The organism is Rathayibacter sp. VKM Ac-2928, from assembly GCF_022815545.1.
GTDB lineage: Bacteria > Actinomycetota > Actinomycetes > Actinomycetales > Microbacteriaceae > Rathayibacter > Rathayibacter festucae.
On sequence record NZ_JALGRU010000001.1, the window covers coordinates 1,061,896 to 1,079,679 of the forward strand.

Below are 17,784 nucleotides of genomic sequence, written 5' to 3' on the forward strand. Positions count from 1 at the left end.
GCTAGCGTGTGAACCATGGCACCGGATCCGAGCCCCACCCTGGCCGAGCTCAGCGAGGGCGAGGTGCTCGCGCGGATCCTGCCGAGGCTCGGCGGCGGTGCCGAGACGCTGGTCGGGCCGGGCGACGACTCCGCCGTGCTGCGGGCGCCGGACGGCCGCTTCGTGGTCACCACCGACATGATGGTGCACGGCCCGGACTTCCGGCTCGCCTGGTCCTCGCCCTTCGATCTCGGCTGGAAGGCCGCCGCCTCCAACCTCTCCGACGTCGCCGCGATGGGCGCCCGCCCGACCGCGCTGGTGGTCGCCATCGCGGCACCGCAGCGGCTCGGGGTCGACGTGCTCGAGGGGATCGCGGACGGTCTCGCCGAGGGCTGCGCGGCGATGGCTCCCGGCTGCGGCGTGGTCGGCGGCGACCTGTCCGCGTCCTCGACGCTGACCCTGGCGATCACGGCCTTCGGCTCGCTCGACGGCCGGCCGCCGGTGCTGAGGAGCGGCGCGCGCCCGGGTGACGTGATCGCGACCGCCGGGCCTCTCGGCGTCTCCGGGCTCGGCCTCCGGCTGCTCTTCGAGCGTGCCCGGACGGCCGGCGAGCCCGACGCGGCCCTCGCCCGCGCGCTGCGGGCGGAGCATCCCGAGGTGCTCGACGCGCAGCTGCGGCCGACGCCGCCGATCGCGGCCGGCATCGCGGCGGGCGGCGTCGCCACGGCGATGATGGACGTCTCCGACGGCGTCGTCCTCGACGCGCGGCGGCTGGCCCGGGCGAGCGGGGTCGTGCTCGATCTCGATCCTGACGCCGTCGACGCCCACGCCGCCCCGCTGACCGCCGTGGAGGGGATCGACGCGGCACTGGCCCGCGCGCTCGTGCTCGGCGGCGGCGAGGACCACGCGATGCTCGCCTGCTTCCCGCCCGGCACGGCGCTGCCGCGGGGGTTCACCGCGCTGGGCACGGTGCGCGAGGGCGCGCCGGAAGTTCGGCTCGGCGGAGTCTCGCTGGACGAGCGCGGCGGCTGGGACCCCTACCTGGGCTGGGACGGCGCCGCGGGCTGATCCGCGGCGGCGGGCGGCTCGGCTACTGGCTCGCCGCCGGCGACGCCCACCAGATCGTCGTCTCGCCGTAGTCCTTCCGCCGGTCGCGCTCGAGCCCGGCGGGCCAGCGCGGCTCCGGGCTGCGCGAGCTCCGCTCGACGACGACGACGGAGTGCTCGGCGAGCAGCGGGAGGAGACCGGCGAGGTCGGCGGCCAGCTCGTCTTCGGGGAGGTCGTAGGGCGGGTCGAGGAAGACCGTGTCGGCGTTGACGGCGGGGGAGCCGTCGAGGAACGAGCGCACGGAGGCGATCACGACCTCGATCCGCGGCTTCGGGCGCTTGTTCGAGGCCGCCGCCGTCGCGATCGCGCGGGCGTTCTCGCCGGCGGTCTTCGCGGCCTTCGGGTCGCGCTCCACCAGCAGCACGGACGCGGCGCCGCGGCTGGCCGATTCGAGGCCGAGCGCACCGGAGCCCGCGTAGAGGTCGATGACCGTCGCGCCGTCGAGGGCGTCGCGCGCCTCGAGCGCCGAGAAGATCGCCTCGCGCACCCGGTCGCTCGTGGGTCGCGTGCCGGCGCGGGGGACCCGCAGGGTGAGCGATCCGGCGAAGCCGGCGATGATCCTGGTCACCGTTCCGAGCATAGGACTCGCGCCGAGGGCTGGGAGCCCCCCGGAAGCCTGAGCCGTTTTCCGGTTCGCACTGCGAGAATCACCAGTTATGACGTCCCTCGATGAGACCCGCTCCGCAGTCGGCACGGCATCGGACCGCGGTGCGGCTCCCGGGTCGGCGATGACCCGCGAGGAGTTCAGCGCCCACTGCGCCGCGATCCTGAAGAACCTGTGCAGCGTGATCGACGGCAAGGACGCCGAGGTCTCGATGGCCCTGACCGTGTTCCTGGCGGGCGGCCACCTGCTGATGGAGGACGTCCCCGGCACCGGCAAGACCGTGCTGGCGAAGTCGCTGGCGGCCTCCGTCGGCGGCACCGTCTCGCGGATCCAGTTCACCCCGGACCTCCTGCCCTCCGACGTCACCGGCGTCTCGGTCTTCAACCAGGCCACCCGCGACTTCGAGTTCAAGCCCGGCCCGGTGTTCGCGAACGTGGTGATCGGCGACGAGATCAACCGCGCCTCGCCCAAGACCCAGTCGGCGCTGCTGGAGTGCATGGAGGAGCGCCAGGTCTCGGTCGACGGCGTGACGCACATCCTGCCGCGGCCGTTCGCCGTGGTGGCGACGCAGAACCCCGTCGAGATGGAGGGCACCTACAGCCTCCCCGAGGCGCAGCGCGACCGCTTCATGGCGCGGCTCTCGCTGGGCTACCCCGACGAGCGCGCCGAGCTCGAGATGATCCGCACCCGCGACGCCGCGAGCCCGCTGGAGGAGCTGCGCCAGGTCGTCGGCCACGATCAGCTCGCCCGGATGATGGACTACGTCCAGTCGATCTACGTCGCCCCGCCGGTGCAGGAGTACGTGGTGGCGATCATGCAGGCGACCCGCATCGACCCCGAGCTGCGCCTCGGCGGCAGCCCGCGTGCGACCCTGCAGCTGATCGCCGCGGCGAAGGCGCTCGCCGCGATCAACGACCGCGACTTCGTCGTCCCGGACGACATCGACGTGCTCGCGGTGCCGGTGCTCGGCCACCGGCTCCTGCCCGCCACCCGGCTCCCCGGCCGCTCCGGCACCGGCGCCTCGCACTCCGTCACCGAGATCGTCCAGCGCATCGTCGCCGCCACCCCCGTCCCGTTCAGCGGCCGTGCCGACTGAGCCGCGCGGTCCCCGGTCCGGCGCGCCCCTGTCTCGCGAGCCCGAGCGGCGCGGAGCGGAGCGCCGGACGCGGCGCGTCGGCGCGCTCCCGGCCGTCCGCGGGGTCGCGCTCACCCTGCGCGGCGGGGCGCTGGTCGTTCTCGGCGCGCTCGGGATCGTCGTCGCGCCGATCATCGAGTTCCGCGAGCTGCTCTTCGTCGGGATCGTCCTCCTCGGCCTGCCCGTCGCCGCCGTCCTCGCGCTGCTCGCCGTGACGCCCGTGCTGCAGGTGCAGCGGCGCTTCGCCCCGCAGGTCGTCGCGGTCGGCGACGTGGTCGATGTCGACGTCGTCCTCGACAACCGCGGCGCGGCGCTGCGGGCCGGTGCCCGGGCAGAGGACCGGCTCGACCGGGTCGAGCGCGGTCTCGTCTCCGGACGCACCGTCGCCCGCGGCGCGTTCACCCTGCCGGCGGTCGCACAGCGGGGCAGCGGCTCGAGCCGGGTCCGCGCGCGCTACCGCCTCCCCGCGGGACGGCGCGGCATCCACCGCATCGGCCCGCTGCGGCTCCTCCGCGGCGACCTCTTCGGCCTGGCGGTCCGCGAGACGATCGCGGGCGCGGCGCAGCCCTTCGTGGTCACTCCGCGGGCCGTCCCGCTGCAGAGCGACGTGCTCGACGCGCACGGCGCCGGCGGCTCCAGCCCGGTCGCCCACGCGACCGCCGGGGCCGGGACCGACGACGTGATCCCGCGCGACTACCGCCCCGGCGACGCCATGCGCCGCGTGCACTGGCGGGCCAGCGCCCGCTCGGGCGAGCTCAAGGTCCGCCAGGACGAGCAGAACACCGACCCGCACGCCTGGATCCTGCTGGAGACGCGCGCCGCCCGCATCCTCGACGAGCGCGGCGGCGACGAGCGCCTCGAGTGGGCGGTCTCGATGACCGCCTCGCTCGCGGTGCACCTGCTCGAGCGCGGCTTCGAGACGCATCTGATCGAGACCGGCGCGCCCGACCAGGCCGTCCGCTCCGAGGACGAGCGCGAGGCCGCGCACGACGTGCTGCTGCGCCTGGCCGAGCTCGCCCCCGCCGCCGAGTCGGTCGAGGCGGTCGGCCGCATCGCGGCCGAGATGCGCGACGCCGGCGGCAGCCGCCCGGTCTTCGCCGTCCTCTCCCGGCTGCACGAGGAGGACCTGGCGGCGCTCGCCTCCCTCGCCGCCCACGCCCGCCCGGCCGTCGCCTTCCTCGTCGGCGGCACGCCCGAGGAGGAGGCAGCGCTGGCCTCCCTCGGCTGGTACCCCGTCCCGGTCACCCCGCGCACCGCCGTCGAGGAGGCGTGGGCGCAGGCCCTCGCGCTCCGGGTGGTCGCGTGAGCCGCCGCGGGCGCGACGCCCGCTCGGGCTCGGTCCTGCTCTCGGTCCTGCTCTGGCTCTCGCTCGTCACCGCGTCCTCCGGCATCAGCCGCCTGCTCGAGGGGATCGGCTGGCTCGTCCAGCTGGCCGTCGCGGTCGGCGTCGTCTTCGCCGTCCCGGCCGCCGCGCGCGCCGTCCGCGCTCACCCGGTCGTCCCGCCGATCCTCGGCACCCTGGCCGCCGTCGGCGTGCTCACCGCGATGTTCGTGCCCGGACGGGCGCTGCTCTTCCTCGTCCCGACGCCGGGAGCGATCGCCGACGCGCAGACACTCGCCCAGGCCGGCTTCACCTCGATCGCCGAGCAGGGCCTGCCGGCGGTCGCCGACAACGGCATCGCCTTCCTCCTCGTCGGCGGTGTCGTCGTGCTGGCCTGGGCCGCCGACCTCTTCGCCTTCTCGGTGCGGCTGCCCGCGCTCGCCGGTCTCTTCCCCGCCACCCTGCTGGCGGTGCCGGCCGTCATCGACCCGGCCGACGTCTCCTGGCCGAGCCTGCTGCTCACGGCGCTGGTCTATCTCGGGATCCTCGCGGTCAGCGCCCGTCCCGAGCGCCGCGCACCGCGCGGGGGCTCGCTCGGCGCCGCCGTGCCGTCGATCGCGATGGCCGGGGTCGTCGTGATCGCCGCCGGGCTCATCGCCGGCTCCGCGGGCGGCTTCACCCGCGTCTCCACGCCGTCCGGCGTCTCGGGCACGCTCTTCAACGGCTCCATCGACCCGGTCGTCGCCCTCGGCGCCGACCTCCGCCGCCCCAACCCGGTGACCGTGCTGCGCTACTCGACCGACTCCGACCTCCCGGTCTACCTCCGCGTGCTCACCGTCTCGGACTTCGAGGGCGAGGACTGGGCGCCGAGCGACACCGAGGAGACCGCGGACATCGCCGCTCCCATCGCTCCCGCCGGTCTCGGCGAGGCCGTTCCGCGCGAGACCGAGGAGGTCGACGTCTCGGTCGAGACCCTCCGCAGCCGCTGGCTGCCGGTGCCCTACCCGGTCTCCGAGCTCAGCGGCGTCGGCGACGGCTGGCTGCAGGACGTGCAGGACGGCTCGATCCGCGGCGACGCCACCACCCGCGCCGGCGACGAGTACCAGGTGCAGGCGCTGCGCCTCGAGCCCGATCCCCAGCAGCTCCTCGACGCGCCGGTGCCCACCGGCTTCGAGCGCTACCTCTCGCTCCCGGAGGACGTGCCGGAGATCGTCCGCAGCACGGCGACGGAGGTCACGGCGGACGAGGTCACCGCCTACGACCGGGCCCGCGCGCTGCAGACCTTCTTCCGCTCGTCCGAGTTCCGCTACTCCGAGGACACTCCCGCCGAGGAGGGCTACGACGGCGACGGCGTCGGCGTGCTCGCCTCCTTCCTCGAGGTCCGCGAGGGCTACTGCGTGCACTTCGCCTCGGCGATGGCCGTGATGGCGCGGGAGCTCGGCATCCCCTCCCGGCTCGCCATCGGCTACCAGCCCGGCTCGGTCGTGCCCTCGCCGGGCACCGAGCTGACCAGCTACCGCGTGCAGTCGTCCGACCTGCACGCCTGGCCGGAGCTGTACTTCGAGGGCGTCGGCTGGCTGCCGTTCGAGCCGACGCCGAGCCGCGGCGCCCCGGCCTCGTACACGCTGCCGAGTGCGACGACCTCCGCCCCGTCGACGACCCCCGGGGCCGCAGCGAGTGCCGCGCCCGGCGCGGCGCCCGGCGAGACCGCGACGCCGACTCCCACCGCGTCGACCGCGACGGCGACGCCAGGGGCCCTCGGCGGCTCCACGGCGTCCACCGCCCCGGTCGTCACGCTCTGGTCGCTGCTGGTCCTGCTGCTGCTCGTGCCCTGGCTCCTGCGCGTCGTCCAGCGCGCCGTCCGCCGGCGCCGGGCGGCCGACGGCTCTCTCGAGCCGGCCTGGGCCGAGCTGGTGGCGAGCGCGCGCGACCTCGGTGTCCCGGTCGAGGACGGCGAGTCGCCGCGAGCCCAGGAGGCTCTGATCGCCGATGCCCTCGGCGAGGACGAGGGCGCCCGCTCGGCGCTGCGGGAGCTCCGGCAGGGGGTCGAGCGCGTCCGCTACGCGCCGGTGCTCGCGGAGCAGTCCGCGGGCTGGCGCGCGGCGACGACGGTGGTCGCCGGACTGCGCTCCTCCGTCGGCACCGGCCGCCGCCTGAGCGCGGCCGTCGCGCCGCGATCGGTCCTCCCGGGCCTCGCGCGGGCCCGGCGTCCGAGGTCCGACCTATGATCGTCGGGTGATCCCGGACCCCCTCGACGCCTCGCTCGCGCCGCTGATCGGCCCGCGCACGGCCAAGCCGATCGAGAAGGCGTTCGGCTACCGCACGGTCGGCGAGCTCCTCGGCCACTATCCGCGCCGCTACGCCAAGCGCGGAGAGCTGACCGACGTGTCGCGGCTGCCGGTGGGCGAGAACGTGACGATCGTCGCCGAGGTCCGCGAGGTGCGCTCGCGCGAGATGAAGAACCGTCGCGGGGGACTGCTCGAGGTGATGATCTCGGACGGCACCGGCACCCTCTCGCTGACGTTCTTCGGCCAGCCCTGGCGCGCCGCGCAGCTGCGCCGGGGCGTGCGCGGCATCTTCGCCGGGACCGTGTCGATGTTCCGCGAGACGAAGCAGCTCACCCACCCCGACTACCGGCTCTTCGACGACGAGGAGGTCACGGCGCACGGCCCGATCGCGAAGTCGGCGCTCACGAAGGACTGGACCGAGCGGCCGATCCCGATCTACCCCGCGACCAGCACGATCGCGAGCTGGCAGCTGCAGGCGGCGATCGACGTGGTGCTCGACGACCTGAAGTACGTGCAGGACCCGATCCCCGCCGAGGTGCGCGCGAACCGCAAGCTGCTCGACCTCGGCGCCGCGCTCGAGCTGATCCACCGGCCGCAGCGCGAGGGCGAGGAGATCCCGGCGCGCGACACCCTGCGCTTCCACGAGGCGTTCCTGCTGCAGCTGGCCCTGCTCGAGCGGCGGGCGGCGGCGCGCTCGACCCCGGGCACTCGGCGGGTCGCCGAGGCCGGCGGGCTGCTCGAGCGCTTCGACGCCGCGCTGCCGTTCACGCTGACCGACGACCAGAGGACGGTCGGCCGGGAGATCGCCGGCGACCTCGCGGCCGAGTCGCCGATGTCACGGCTCGTGCAGGGCGAGGTCGGCTCGGGCAAGACCCTGGTCGCGCTGCGGGCCATGCTCGCGACGGCCGAGAGCGGCGGGCAGTCCGCGCTGCTCGCACCCACCGAGGTCCTCGCCGGTCAGCACCTGCGCTCGATCGTGCGCACCCTCGGGCCCGAGCTGGCGGCGGAGCTCTCGCCGACCCTCCTGACCGGCGGACTCGGCGCCGCGGCCCGCCGCGCGGCCCTGCTGCGGATCGTCTCTGGCACCGCGAAGATCGTGGTCGGCACGCACGCCCTGCTCGGCGACAAGGTCTCGTTCTACGACCTCGGTCTGGTGGTGATCGACGAGCAGCACCGCTTCGGCGTCGACCAGCGCGACGCGCTGCGGCGCAAGGGGGCGCAGCCGCCGCACGTGCTCGTGCTGACCGCGACGCCCATCCCGCGGACGGTCGCGATGACCGTCTTCGGCGACCTGGACGTCTCGACGATCCGCGAGCTGCCGGCCGGCCGCCCGGGCATCACCAGCCACGTGGTGCCGCTGGCCGATCACCCCGCCTGGATCGCCCGGGCCTGGGAGCGGGCCGAGGAGGAGATCCGCAAGGGCCACCAGGTCTACCTCGTCTGCCCGGCGATCGAGCCGGGGGAGGCGGCGGAGGGTCCGCTCGCCGGCGAGGACGAGCCCGCGGCCACCCCGCTGTCGACGGTGTCGGAGACGATCGAGGGCGTCCGCGGGCACGCCCTGCTCGGGAAGCGGCGCTCGGCCGCCCTGCACGGCCGGATGACGGCGGAGGAGAAGGACGCCGTCATGCGGGCCTTCGCGGCCGGCGAGATCGACGTCCTCGTCTCGACGACGGTCATCGAGGTCGGCGTCGACGTGCCGAACGCGTCGATGATGATCGTCCTGGACGCGGAGCGGTTCGGCGTCTCGCAGCTCCACCAGCTGCGCGGCCGGATCGGGCGCGGCGGCGTGCCCGGAGTCTGCCTCTTCGTCACCGCGGCCGAGGCCGGCACGACCGCGCGCGAGCGGGTCGAGACCGTCGCGGCGACCCTCGACGGCTTCGAGCTGGCCGAGGCCGACCTCGAGCTGCGCCGCGAGGGCGACGTGCTGGGCGACTCGCAGTCCGGCGGGCGCTCCTCCCTGCGCCTGCTGCGTGTCGTGCAGGACTCCTGGCTCATCCTCGAGGCGCGGGTCCTGGCCGAGCGGCTGCTCGAGACCGATCCGGTGCTCGCGACGCACGACCGCCTGCGCGCCGCACTCGAGCGGCGCGTGCAGGAGCGCGACCGCGAATTCCTCGGCAAGAGCTGACCCCCGACGGGATGGTCGGGGCCCGGCCGGCCCGCCGGGGCGCCCGATACGCTGGGGGCATGGCTCGCATCGCCGTCGTCCCCGGCTCGTTCGACCCCGTCACCCTCGGGCATCTCGACGTCATCGAGCGCGCCGCGCGCCTCGTCGACGAGCTGCACGTCGTCGTCGTGCACAACCCGTCCAAGACCGCGCTGCTGCCGATCGCGCAGCGCGTGGCGCTGATCGAGCAGTCGATCGCCGAGGCCGGCATCGAGGGGTCGATCGTCGTCGCCTCCTGGAGCATGGGCCTGCTCGTCGACTACTGCACCGACGTCGGCGCGAGCATCCTGGTGAAGGGCATCCGCTCGCAGGTCGACGTGGCCTACGAGACGCCGATGGCCATCGTGAACCGCAACCTCGCGCACGTCGAGACCGTCTTCCTCCTGCCGGACCCCGCGCACGCCCACGTCTCCTCGTCGCTGGTGCGCCAGGTGTCGGGACTGGGCGGCGACGTCTCGCCCTACGTGCCGCCGGCCGTCGCGGCGTACCTCGCCTCCTGACCGCCCACTCGCACGGTCCGGGCCCGGGCCGCAAGCGCCCCGGGGGCGTGCGCTCCGCGTCTTCGGCGCCTGGGACAATGGCGGGATGAGTGCGATGCGCGTGGCGGCCTGGGTCCTCGAGGGCATCCCCGAGGTGGTCCCGGGGAACGACCTGCTCGAGCTGATCCTCGCGGCGGTCGCGGCCGCTCCCGAAACCGACCGTCCCGTCGACGGCGACGTCCTCGTGGTGACCAGCAAGGTGGTCTCGAAGGCCGAGGGCCGGGTCGTCGCGGCCGACGACCGCGAGGACGCCATCACCGCCGAGACGGTCCGCGTCGTCGCCACCCGCGCGCACGCGCACGGCGTCACCCGGATCGTGGAGAACCGCCTCGGCATCGTCCAGGCCGCGGCGGGGGTCGACTCCAGCAACGTCGCGGAGGGCACCGTCCTGCTGCTGCCCGAGGATCCGGACGCCTCGGCCCGCGCGCTCTGCGCCGGTCTGCGCGAGCGGCTCGGTGCGCGCGTCGGCGTCGTCGTGAGCGACACGCTCGGCCGTGCCTGGCGGGTCGGCCAGACCGACGCCGCGATCGGCGCGGCCGGCCTGCTGGTGATCGACGACCTGCGCGGCGCCGTCGACGCGCTCGGCCGGACGCTCGCGGTGACCATGCCCGCGGTCGCCGACGAGATCGCTGCGCTCGGCGACCTGGTGAAGGGCAAGGCGACCGGGCACCCCGTCGCCGTCGTCCGCGGCCTCGACCGCTTCGTCAGCGGCCTCGATGCACCGGGCGCCCGCACGCTGACCCGCACCGGTCCGGACGACATGTTCCGCGTCGGCGCCGACGAGGCGCACGCGGAGGGCTACGCCGAGGGCCACGCGGCGGGGCTCGCGGCAGCGGCCGGGCGGGTGGCGTCGTGAGCGGCGCCTGGACCGCCGTCGTCGTCTACCGGGGCCGCGGCACCTCCAAGACCCGCCTCGAGCTCGTGGCGCGCTCCGCCCTCGCCGAGGCGTTCCTCCTCGACACCCTGGCCGCGGTCGGCGCGGCGGAGTCCGTGGGCGCCGTCGTCCTCGTCACCTCCGACATGTCCGCGGCGGAGCGGGCCGCGCTCGAGCACCCCGGACTGCACGTCGTCGGCGATCCCGGACAGCTCAATCCCGCCGTCGCCGCGGGCATCGCGGCGGCGCAGGACCACCGCCCCGGCTCGCCGGTGATCGCGCTGACCGCCGACCTGCCCGCGCTCACCGCCGCGGATCTCGACGCCGCGCTCGCCGCCGCCGGCGACGACCCGGCGATGGTCGGCGACCGCGCCGGCAGCGGCACGACCGCGCTGCTGCTGCCCGGCGGGACCGGCCCGGAGCCGGCCTTCGGTCTCGACTCGCGGGAGAAGCACGTCGCTGCCGGCTACCGCGTGCTCGGCCTGCCCGAGTCCTCGACGCTGCGGCTGGACGTCGACACCGTCGACGACCTGCGCCACGCCGAGTCGGTCGGGGTCGGCGCCTGGACGGCGCGCGAGCTCGCCGACGCGGCCTGAGCGCCCGGGACACGTCAGTCGGCGAGCAGTCCCTGCTCGAGGGCCGAGGTCAGTGCACGGTCCACGGCGAGCGGCTCTCCGTCCACCGAGTGGATCGGCACGGCGCGCCGGGTGCTCGACACCAGCCAGGCCGCGTCGGCGCCGGCCAGCGCCGCGACGGGCAGGTCCCGCCGCGCGGAGGAGAGGCCGCGCCCCTCGCCGATCGCCAGCACTCGCGCCACCGTCGTCCCGTCGAGGATCCCGGCGCCGGCGGCGGGCGTCACGAGCACCCCGTCCGCGAGCAGGACGAGACTCGAGGTCGCGCCCTCGAGCAGGAGGCCGTCGCTCGTGCGCCAGACCACGTCGTCCGCGCCCCGCCGCTTCGCCTCGCGCAGTGCGGCGCGGGTGACGGCGCCGGAGGTCGTCTTGACGCCGCCGAGCAGCCAGGGGGCCTCCTCCTGCACCCCGTGCGGGTAGCCGCGGTCGAGCACGGCGACGGCGACGCCCCGGGTGCGCAGCTCCGAGGAGTCGGCGGTCGGCTCCGCACGGACCGTGGCCCGCGCCGTCGCGGCGTCCCGGTAGCCCGCGACCAGCCGGATGCTGAGGTCCTCGACCGCGTCGTGCTCGGCGACCGCGAGGCCGATCGCGGCGGACCACGCCGCTGCGGACGGGATCTCGAGCCCGACGGCCGCGGCGGAGGCCGCGAGGCGCGCCAGGTGCTCGTCCTGCCCGCGGGCTCGGCCGCGGATCACGGCCAGCGTCTCGAAGACGCCGTCGCCGCGCAGATAGCCCGGCTCGTCGACGCGGACGAGGCCGGCCCCGGGATCGCGGAGCAGGGGAGTGCCGGAGTCGTCGATCTCGACGAGGACGGGGGAGGTCATGCCCCCATCCTGGACCGCTCGGCGGCTCGGCGTGCGGCTCAGCGGGCGGTCAGACCGCGCGCCACGTCCTCGGCCGTGCGCAGCTCGCGCGGCGGCTCCGCGCGCGCTCCGGCCGCGCCGAGGACGTCGACGGCGGCGAGGGCGTCGAGGTCCAGACCCGTCGGCCCGGCCAGGCTCGCCACCGCGACCTGGAAGGTCCGGTAGGCGCCGAGCGGGGCGAGGCCCTCGCGGTCCTCGCCGTCGACGATCCGGCGCACCAGCGCGGTCTGGTCGAGCAGGTACGCGCTCGCCGCGAGGGTCGTCCCGTCGGGGCTCCAGGCCGCGATCTTCCAGAACCGCAGCGGGATGCCGATGCCGCGGTAGACCGGGTCGCCCTCGGCCAGCACCGGGCCGGTGAAGACGTCGATCCGGGCGCGGTTCGCCTCCGCGTACTCGAGGACGAGGTCCTCGAGGCCGAGCCACAGCTCCTTGGACTGGTTGAAGCCGCTGGCCTGCGGCGCCGCGTTCGTGTAGCAGAAGCTGTCGACGTTGCCGGCGCGCGCCTCGGCCGGCTCGCCCCAGACGGGGTCGCGGCGGCGGACGAGGTGGCCGCGGTCGAAGTCGTTCCGCGCGTACACCTCCGGCCCGGTCTGCTCGCTCGCGGGCACGCGCTCGTCGAGGTGCCAGTCGTCGCCGCGGCCGAGGTCGAGCAGCCGCGCCCCGTCGATGTTCACCGCGGTCGAGAGCGCGAGCCGGCGCTCCGGGGCGAGGAGCACCTCGAAGTGCGTGTACGGCAGCTGCCGCACCACGCGGGCGCCGGAGGGACGGGGTGCCGTGAGCGGGGCGCCGAGGAAGCCGGGATCGAAGCCGCTCACTGGTCGACCTCCGCCGTCGGGGTGACGGTGGGCGTCGCGGTCGGCAGCGGCGTCGGAGTCACGGTCGGCTCCGCGGTGGGCTCGGCCGTCGCGGTCGGAGCCGTGGTCGCCGTGGGAGCGGGCGCCTGCGTCGCGGGAGCGGGCACCAGGGCGCCGTTGCTCACCAGCAGCGTGATGCTGGAGTAGCGGGCAATCGTCGTCCCGGCGCCCGGGTCGGTGCCGGCGACGGTTCCGGCGGGCGTCGCGGCGTCGACGGTGGCGCCCTCCTCGACGTCGAAGCCGAGGTCCTCGAGCACCTCCGTCGCGTCGTCGACGGACTGCCCGGCGACGTTCGGCACGGCGATCTGCCGACCGTTCAGCAGCGCGCTGCTCGGCTCGGCGAAGTCGTCTCCGCCGTACTTCTCGTCGGCGGCCGTCATCACCCTGTTCCAGATGTAGTGGCGGATGTTCGATGCGTAGGGCCGCGACTCCAGGTCCGAGTTCGGGAAGCGCACCTCGCGCATCGAGACGTGGCCGTCGATGTTGCCGACCCAGACGACGGTCGCGACGCGAGAGCTCGCGCCGTCGATCCAGGTGGATTCGGCGTTGTCGGTGGTTCCGGTCTTGCCGATGTGCTCGATCCCGTCATCGGGATCCGACTGGGCGGCCGTACCGGACGTGACGACGCGCTGGAGCGCGTAGTTCGCCACGGCGGTCAGCTCGGGCGAGAGTGCCTGGTTGCAGGTCGACGTCGGCGGCTGCACGCCGACTCCGGTCGCATCCGTGATGGAGTCGATCGCGATGGCCGAGCAGGCCGAGCCGTTGTTCGCGAATCCGGCGAAGGCGGTGACCATCGAGATCGGCGAGATCAGGGTGTCGGAGCCGAGGATCGAGGACGGCTTGTAGTCGATCACGCCACCGTCCGCCGCCTTCACTCCGAAGGCGACCGCCTGGTCGCGGATCGCGCAGAGATCGAGCTGCTGCGCCATGGAGACGAAGACGGTGTTGATCGAGCGCATCGTGCCCTCGAGGACGCTGTAGGTGCCGTTCTCGTTGTCGTCGTTGCCGACGGCGGGATAGGACAGGTCCTCGCCGCCGTTCGGGTCGCAGCTCGCCGTGAAACCGGAGAAGCCGCGCTCGCGGCCGTTCACCGTCTCATAGAGCGTGTGCCCGTTGGCGAGCCACTGCGCGAGGGTGAAGACCTTGTAGGTCGACCCCACCTGGAAGCCGGCGGAACCGCCGTAGGCCGTGTCGGTGTTGAAGTTGATCGCCGAGAAGTTCGCTCCGTTCACGGAGCCGGCGGCGTCGTAGTCCTTGTTCTGGACCATCGCCAGGACGCGGCCCGTGCCCACCTCCATCGAGACGGTCGAGCTGCCGATGTTGACGTCGTTCGTGGGCACCTTCGGCACTGCGGCGTTCGTGGCCGCCGTCGCGACGTCCTGGAGCTCGCGGTCGAGCGTCGTGTAGATCTTGTAGCCGCCGCGCTGGAAGTTGGCGAAGCGGGTGTTCTCGTCGTCGCCGAACGCGGGGTCGTTCTGGATGACGCGGGTCACGTAGTCGCAGAAGAAGGCGGCGTTGCCGGCCTGCTGGCAGCCCGTGGGCGTCTCCTTGATCGCCGGGACGACCTCCTCGGCCACCGCCGCGTCGTGGTCGGCCTGGGAGATCTTCCCCTCCTCGAGCATCCGGTCCAGGACGTAGTCGCGCCGGACCTTGTTCTCGGGGATGTTCTCCGGCTGGTCGATGCGGAGGCCGTTGGGGTTGTTCACCGTCGCGATCAGGCTGGCGGCCTGGGCGAGCGAGAGCGTCGCCGCGGTGCTGGAGAAGTAGTACTCGGCCGCGGCCTGGATCCCGTAGACCTGCCCGCCGAAGCCGGCGATGTTGAGGTAGCCCAGCAGGATGTCGTCCTTGCTGTACTTCTTCTCGAGGTCGACGGCGAGCTTCATCTCCTTGAGCTTGCGCGCCGGCGTCGTGGCGGTCGCCTCGTCGTAGGCGGCCTGCGAGGCGGCGGCGTCGGTGTCGCTGAGCGCCTCGGCCTTCTGCACGAGGACGTTCTTGACGTACTGCTGCGTGATCGAGGACCCGCCCTGCAGATCGCCGCCGACCACGTTGCTCAGCACCGCGCGGATCGTGCCCTGCAGGTCGACGCCGCCGTGCTCGTAGAAGCGCGGGTCCTCGGTGGAGACGGCCGCGTCCTTCACGAACTGGCTGACCTGGTCGAAGGCCACCTCCTCGCGGTTCTGCGCGTAGAACGAGGCGAGGAGACCGTCGGTCCCGTCGCCGTTCTTCGCGTAGATCTCGGTCTTCTGCGCCAGCTGGCCCAGCTCGAGGTACTCGGGCACGGTCTCGAAGAGGCCGATCGGGTTGTTGGCGGCGAGCCCGGTGACGGCGAGGGCGGGAGTGACGCCGACGGTGATCAGCAGCCCTCCGGCCAGGCTCGCTCCGACGACACCGAGGACGCGGGCGAGCACGCCGCTGCGGGCGGTTCCTTGCGCAGACATGGCTACGAGAGTAGGCGACGAGTCTGTACCGGCGGTGCCGCGCTGCGCCGCGTCGGCTCGGAGTACGGTGAGCGGATGAGCCGGCAGCAGCGATGAGCACCTCCGCAGACACCGCGACGAGCCGCCCGCGCGCGGTCCTCGTGGTCGCGATCCTCGCCTCCTTCGTGGCGTTCCTCGACGGCACGGTCGTCAACGTGGCGCTGCCCGCGATCACCCGCGAGCTCGGCGGCGGGCTCGCCGTGCAGCAGTGGGTGGTCGACGGCTACCTGATCACCCTCGGCGCGCTGATCCTGGTCGCCGGCTCGCTGGCCGACCGGATCGGGCGCGCCCGTAGCATGACGATCGGCCTGATCGGCTTCGGCGTCACCTCGCTGCTCTGCGCGCTCGCGCCGACGGCGGAGGTGCTGATCGTCGCCCGGATGCTCCAGGGCGCCGCCGGGGCGATCCTCGTGCCCAGCTCGCTGGCGCTGATCATCGCGACCGTCCACGGCGCCGCGCAGGCGAAGACCATCGGCGCGTGGACCGCGTGGACGGGCACGGCGACGATCGCGGGCCCGGTGATCGGCGGGCTGCTGGTGGACGCCGGCTCCTGGCGCTACGTCTTCGCCCTCAACCTCCTCCCGATCGCGGTGACGCTGCTGCTCCTGCGGCGGCTCGGCCACGTCGACTCCGGCACCCGGGTGCCGATCGACGGCGTCGGCGCGGTGCTCGGCGTGATCGGCCTCGGCGGGCCGGTGTTCGCGCTGATCGAGCAGGAGCGGCTCGGCTTCGGGAACCCGCTGGTGCTCGTGGCCCTGATCGGCGGTCTGGCCGCCCTGGTCGCCTTCGTGCTCTGGGAGCGTCGGACGCCGAACCCGATGCTGCCGCTCTCGCTGTTCGCCTCGCGCAACTTCACGGTCGGCAACGTCTCGACGGCGTTCGTCTACGGGGCACTCTCGTTCGGCTTCTTCGCCCTGGGTCTCTACCTGCAGCAGGGGCTCGGCTTCTCGGCCACGCTCGCCGGCCTCGCCACGCTGCCGCCGACGATCCTGCTCCTGCTGCTCTCGCAGGTCGCCGGCTCGCTGACGGCGCGGTTCGGGCCGCGGCTGTTCATGGGTGTCGGACCCCTGGTGGCCGGCGTCGGCTTCCTGCTGCTGGCCGGCGTCCGTCCGCCGGCCGACTACGCCACCCAGCTGCTGCCCGGCATCCTGCTCTTCGGGCTGGGCCTCGCGATCACCGTCGCCCCGCTCACCTCCACCATCCTCGGCGCGGTCGACAGCCGGCACAGCGGAGTCGGCTCCGCCATCAACAACGCGGTCTCGCGGATCGCCGGGCTGGTCGCGATCGCCGCCACCTCGCTGATCGTGGGTGACACGCTCGACGCGGAGGGCTTCCGCCGCGCGGCGATCGCGACCGCCGCGCTGCTCTTCCTCGGCGGGCTGGTCTCGCTGCTCGGCATCCGCAACCCGGTGCGCGACGCGGAGCCGACGGCCGCGCGCTGACAGATCGGCCCCCCGGCGGCTCAGCCGTCGAGCTCGGCGACGTCGTAGCCGAAGATCGCGCCGTCTGCGTCCTCCTCCGCGATGCCGGCGTAGGCGAAGCCGAACGGGTTCTCGCCGTCGACGATCGCGTTGTAGACGCCGTCGAAGGAGAAGCGTCCGGTCACCGGGTCGACCGGGGTGAACCGGCCCGCGTCGCGGCGGAGATCGACTCGCTCGTTCGGGTCCGAGAAGTTCACGAACGCCTTCGAGGGCATCGGACCGCGCGAGATGGTGACGGTGCCGGTCAGCGGCGGGAACTCGACCCGGTCGCCGACGCGGGTCCCGCGGTACTGGCGGGGGGTGAAGACGATCGTCCCGGTGATCTCCGTGGTCGAGGCCGCGGCGCCGGGGGAGGCGAGTGCGGCTCCGACCACGGGAGCGGCCCAGGCGCCGGCCAGCACGGTGCGGCGGCGGAGGGCGTCGGCGGGGGTGGGGGCGTCGGTCATCGGTGTCTCCTGTCGAAGGGCGCCTCCGGAGGGGCGCCGGCTCTGGCCGGGGATCGCGCGGATGCTGCGGGGCCGTCCTCAGTCTTCGTCGTGCTCCGCGCGGACTCGCCCGCGCCGTGGCGACCGTCTGTGCCCCTTCCGAGGGTGGAAGGCGGCATGGAAGTGTCCATCAGTCGTCGGACAGGGGTCCCGTGTCGAAAAAGGTTGTCGCTACATGGAATACTCGATCCGTCGATGCGCTTGCATACATCGGACGGGGACGAGCTTCCCGCGCGATTCACACTCTCGAGGAGAAACCATGAGCGACACCACCACCATCCCCGGATACCGCGCCGGCACCTGGGTCATCGACCCCACGCACAGCGAGGTCGGCTTCAGCGTCCGCCACCTGATGATCAGCAAGGTCAAGGGCAAGTTCGAGCGCTTCACCGCCACCTTCACCACCGGCGAGAACCCGCTGGACTCCAAGGTCGAGGCCACCGCCGAGGTCGCCTCCATCAACACCAACGAGCCCAACCGCGACGGACACCTCCGCACCGGCGACTTCTTCGAGGCCGAGAAGTACCCGTCGATCCACTTCGTGTCGACCGCGGTCCGCGCGAACGGCGACGACTTCCTCGTCGACGGCGAGCTCACCATCAAGGACGTCACCAAGCCCGTGACCTTCGAGGTCGAGTTCGGCGGCTTCGGCTCCGACCCCTACGGCAACTACAAGGCCGGTCTGACCGCCAAGGCGACCATCGACCGCACCGACTTCGGTCTCACCTACAACGCCGCCCTCGAGACCGGTGGCGTGCTCATCGGCGAGAAGGTCACCATCACGCTCGACCTCCAGGCCGCGCACCAGGCGTAGTCCGCCCCGCCACGACCGAGGCCGCCCCTCCCCACCCGGGGAGCGGGCGGCCTCGGTCGTTCGCGGCACGGCCGCTGGGCGCGGCTGCCTCATGCTGATCGAGTAGCCCGCGGAGCGGGCGTATCGAGATCCACCGTCGCCGGAAGTCGACTCTGCAGACCCGCCGA

General features: G+C 73.9%; 15 protein-coding genes. 10 read left to right on the forward strand and 5 right to left on the reverse strand.

Annotated elements, in window-relative coordinates:
• Positions 1–15 precede the first annotated feature (15 nt).
• Positions 16–1,047, forward strand: a complete 1,032-nt coding sequence (gene thiL, locus MT350_RS04975) for a thiamine-phosphate kinase (protein ID WP_243599010.1) — start codon at positions 16–18, stop codon at positions 1,045–1,047.
• Positions 1,048–1,069: 22 nt separating this feature from the next.
• Here the strand turns inward: thiL and MT350_RS04980 are convergent, their stop codons facing one another.
• Positions 1,070–1,654: an RsmD family RNA methyltransferase gene (locus MT350_RS04980; RefSeq protein ID WP_243599011.1), complete on the reverse strand. Its 585-nt coding sequence runs from the start codon at positions 1,652–1,654 to the stop codon at positions 1,070–1,072.
• 160 nt (positions 1,655–1,814) lie between these two features.
• Between MT350_RS04980 and MT350_RS04985 the strand changes: the two genes are divergently transcribed.
• The 7 genes from MT350_RS04985 to cofC all read left to right on the forward strand — a co-directional run bounded on the left by MT350_RS04985 (position 1,815) and on the right by cofC (position 10,607).
• Positions 1,815–2,786: a MoxR family ATPase gene (locus MT350_RS04985; RefSeq protein WP_208110582.1), complete on the forward strand. Its 972-nt coding sequence runs from the start codon at positions 1,815–1,817 to the stop codon at positions 2,784–2,786.
• A complete protein-coding gene (locus MT350_RS20380; protein ID WP_243615486.1) occupies positions 2,776–4,131 on the forward strand; it encodes a DUF58 domain-containing protein in 1,356 nt (451 codons plus the stop codon). The genes MT350_RS04985 and MT350_RS20380 overlap by 11 nt, the downstream gene beginning before the upstream one ends.
• Positions 4,128–6,374 (forward strand): DUF3488 and transglutaminase-like domain-containing protein, encoded by a 2,247-nt coding sequence (locus tag MT350_RS04995; RefSeq protein ID WP_243615487.1) that lies wholly within the window; start codon positions 4,128–4,130, stop codon positions 6,372–6,374. Before MT350_RS20380 ends, MT350_RS04995 begins: the two co-directional genes overlap by 4 nt.
• 7 nt (positions 6,375–6,381) lie before the next feature.
• A complete protein-coding gene (locus MT350_RS05000) occupies positions 6,382–8,559 on the forward strand; it encodes an ATP-dependent DNA helicase RecG (RefSeq protein WP_243615488.1) in 2,178 nt (725 codons plus the stop codon).
• 59 nt (positions 8,560–8,618) lie between these two features.
• On the forward strand, positions 8,619–9,098 hold the full coding sequence (gene coaD / locus MT350_RS05005; protein WP_123445577.1) for a pantetheine-phosphate adenylyltransferase: 480 nt from the start codon (positions 8,619–8,621) through the stop codon (positions 9,096–9,098).
• Positions 9,099–9,192: 94 nt separating this feature from the next.
• Positions 9,193–9,993, forward strand: coding sequence for a coenzyme F420-0:L-glutamate ligase (gene cofE / locus MT350_RS05010; protein WP_243615640.1), 801 nt, complete (start codon positions 9,193–9,195; stop codon positions 9,991–9,993).
• Positions 9,990–10,607, forward strand: coding sequence for a 2-phospho-L-lactate guanylyltransferase (cofC, locus tag MT350_RS05015; RefSeq protein WP_243615489.1), 618 nt, complete (start codon positions 9,990–9,992; stop codon positions 10,605–10,607). Before cofE ends, cofC begins: the two co-directional genes overlap by 4 nt.
• Positions 10,608–10,621: 14 nt before the next feature.
• Here cofC and MT350_RS05020 read toward each other — a convergent pair whose 3' ends face one another.
• The 3 genes from MT350_RS05020 to MT350_RS05030 are packed head-to-tail and all read right to left on the reverse strand — an operon-like array spanning position 10,622 to position 14,798.
• Positions 10,622–11,467: an aminotransferase class IV gene (locus MT350_RS05020; protein WP_243615490.1), complete on the reverse strand. Its 846-nt coding sequence runs from the start codon at positions 11,465–11,467 to the stop codon at positions 10,622–10,624.
• A 38-nt stretch (positions 11,468–11,505) separates the two neighbouring features.
• Positions 11,506–12,321 carry a DNA/RNA non-specific endonuclease gene (locus tag MT350_RS05025; RefSeq protein ID WP_243615491.1) on the reverse strand — a complete coding sequence of 272 codons (816 nt, stop codon included), beginning with the start codon at positions 12,319–12,321 and terminating at the stop codon, positions 11,506–11,508.
• A complete protein-coding gene (locus MT350_RS05030) occupies positions 12,318–14,798 on the reverse strand; it encodes a transglycosylase domain-containing protein (protein WP_243615492.1) in 2,481 nt (826 codons plus the stop codon). Before MT350_RS05030 ends, MT350_RS05025 begins: the two co-directional genes overlap by 4 nt.
• Positions 14,799–14,890: 92 nt before the next feature.
• On the opposite strand from MT350_RS05030, the gene MT350_RS05035 reads away from it, so the two are divergent.
• Entirely contained in the window at positions 14,891–16,279 is a 1,389-nt protein-coding gene (locus MT350_RS05035; RefSeq protein ID WP_243615493.1) for a DHA2 family efflux MFS transporter permease subunit, read from the forward strand.
• Positions 16,280–16,299: 20 nt separating this feature from the next.
• Here MT350_RS05035 and MT350_RS05040 read toward each other — a convergent pair whose 3' ends face one another.
• Complete coding sequence (locus MT350_RS05040; protein ID WP_123445584.1) at positions 16,300–16,764, reverse strand: hypothetical protein; 465 nt, start codon at positions 16,762–16,764, stop codon at positions 16,300–16,302.
• Positions 16,765–17,062: 298 nt separating this feature from the next.
• Here MT350_RS05040 and MT350_RS05045 point away from each other — a divergent pair, with 298 nt between their 5' ends.
• Positions 17,063–17,617: a YceI family protein gene (locus MT350_RS05045; protein ID WP_123445585.1), complete on the forward strand. Its 555-nt coding sequence runs from the start codon at positions 17,063–17,065 to the stop codon at positions 17,615–17,617.
• The last annotated feature ends 167 nt before the right edge of the window (positions 17,618–17,784 follow it).

Excerpts from the sequence above, each read along its gene's own strand:
- thiL (WP_243599010.1), top strand. The coding sequence starts at position 16 with ATGGCACCGGATCCGAGCCCCACCCTGGCCGAGCTCAGCGAGGGCGAG.
- MT350_RS04985 (WP_208110582.1), top strand. The coding sequence starts at position 1,815 with ATGACCCGCGAGGAGTTCAGCGCCCACTGCGCCGCGATCCTGAAGAAC.
- coaD (WP_123445577.1), top strand. The coding sequence starts at position 8,619 with ATGGCTCGCATCGCCGTCGTCCCCGGCTCGTTCGACCCCGTCACCCTC.
- cofE (WP_243615640.1), top strand. The coding sequence starts at position 9,193 with ATGCGCGTGGCGGCCTGGGTCCTCGAGGGCATCCCCGAGGTGGTCCCG.
- MT350_RS05020 (WP_243615490.1), bottom strand. The coding sequence starts at position 11,467 with ATGACCTCCCCCGTCCTCGTCGAGATCGACGACTCCGGCACTCCCCTG.
- MT350_RS05030 (WP_243615492.1), bottom strand. The coding sequence starts at position 14,798 with ATGTCTGCGCAAGGAACCGCCCGCAGCGGCGTGCTCGCCCGCGTCCTC.
- MT350_RS05035 (WP_243615493.1), top strand. The coding sequence starts at position 14,891 with ATGAGCACCTCCGCAGACACCGCGACGAGCCGCCCGCGCGCGGTCCTC.
- MT350_RS05040 (WP_123445584.1), bottom strand. The coding sequence starts at position 16,764 with ATGACCGACGCCCCCACCCCCGCCGACGCCCTCCGCCGCCGCACCGTG.
- MT350_RS05045 (WP_123445585.1), top strand. The coding sequence starts at position 17,063 with ATGAGCGACACCACCACCATCCCCGGATACCGCGCCGGCACCTGGGTC.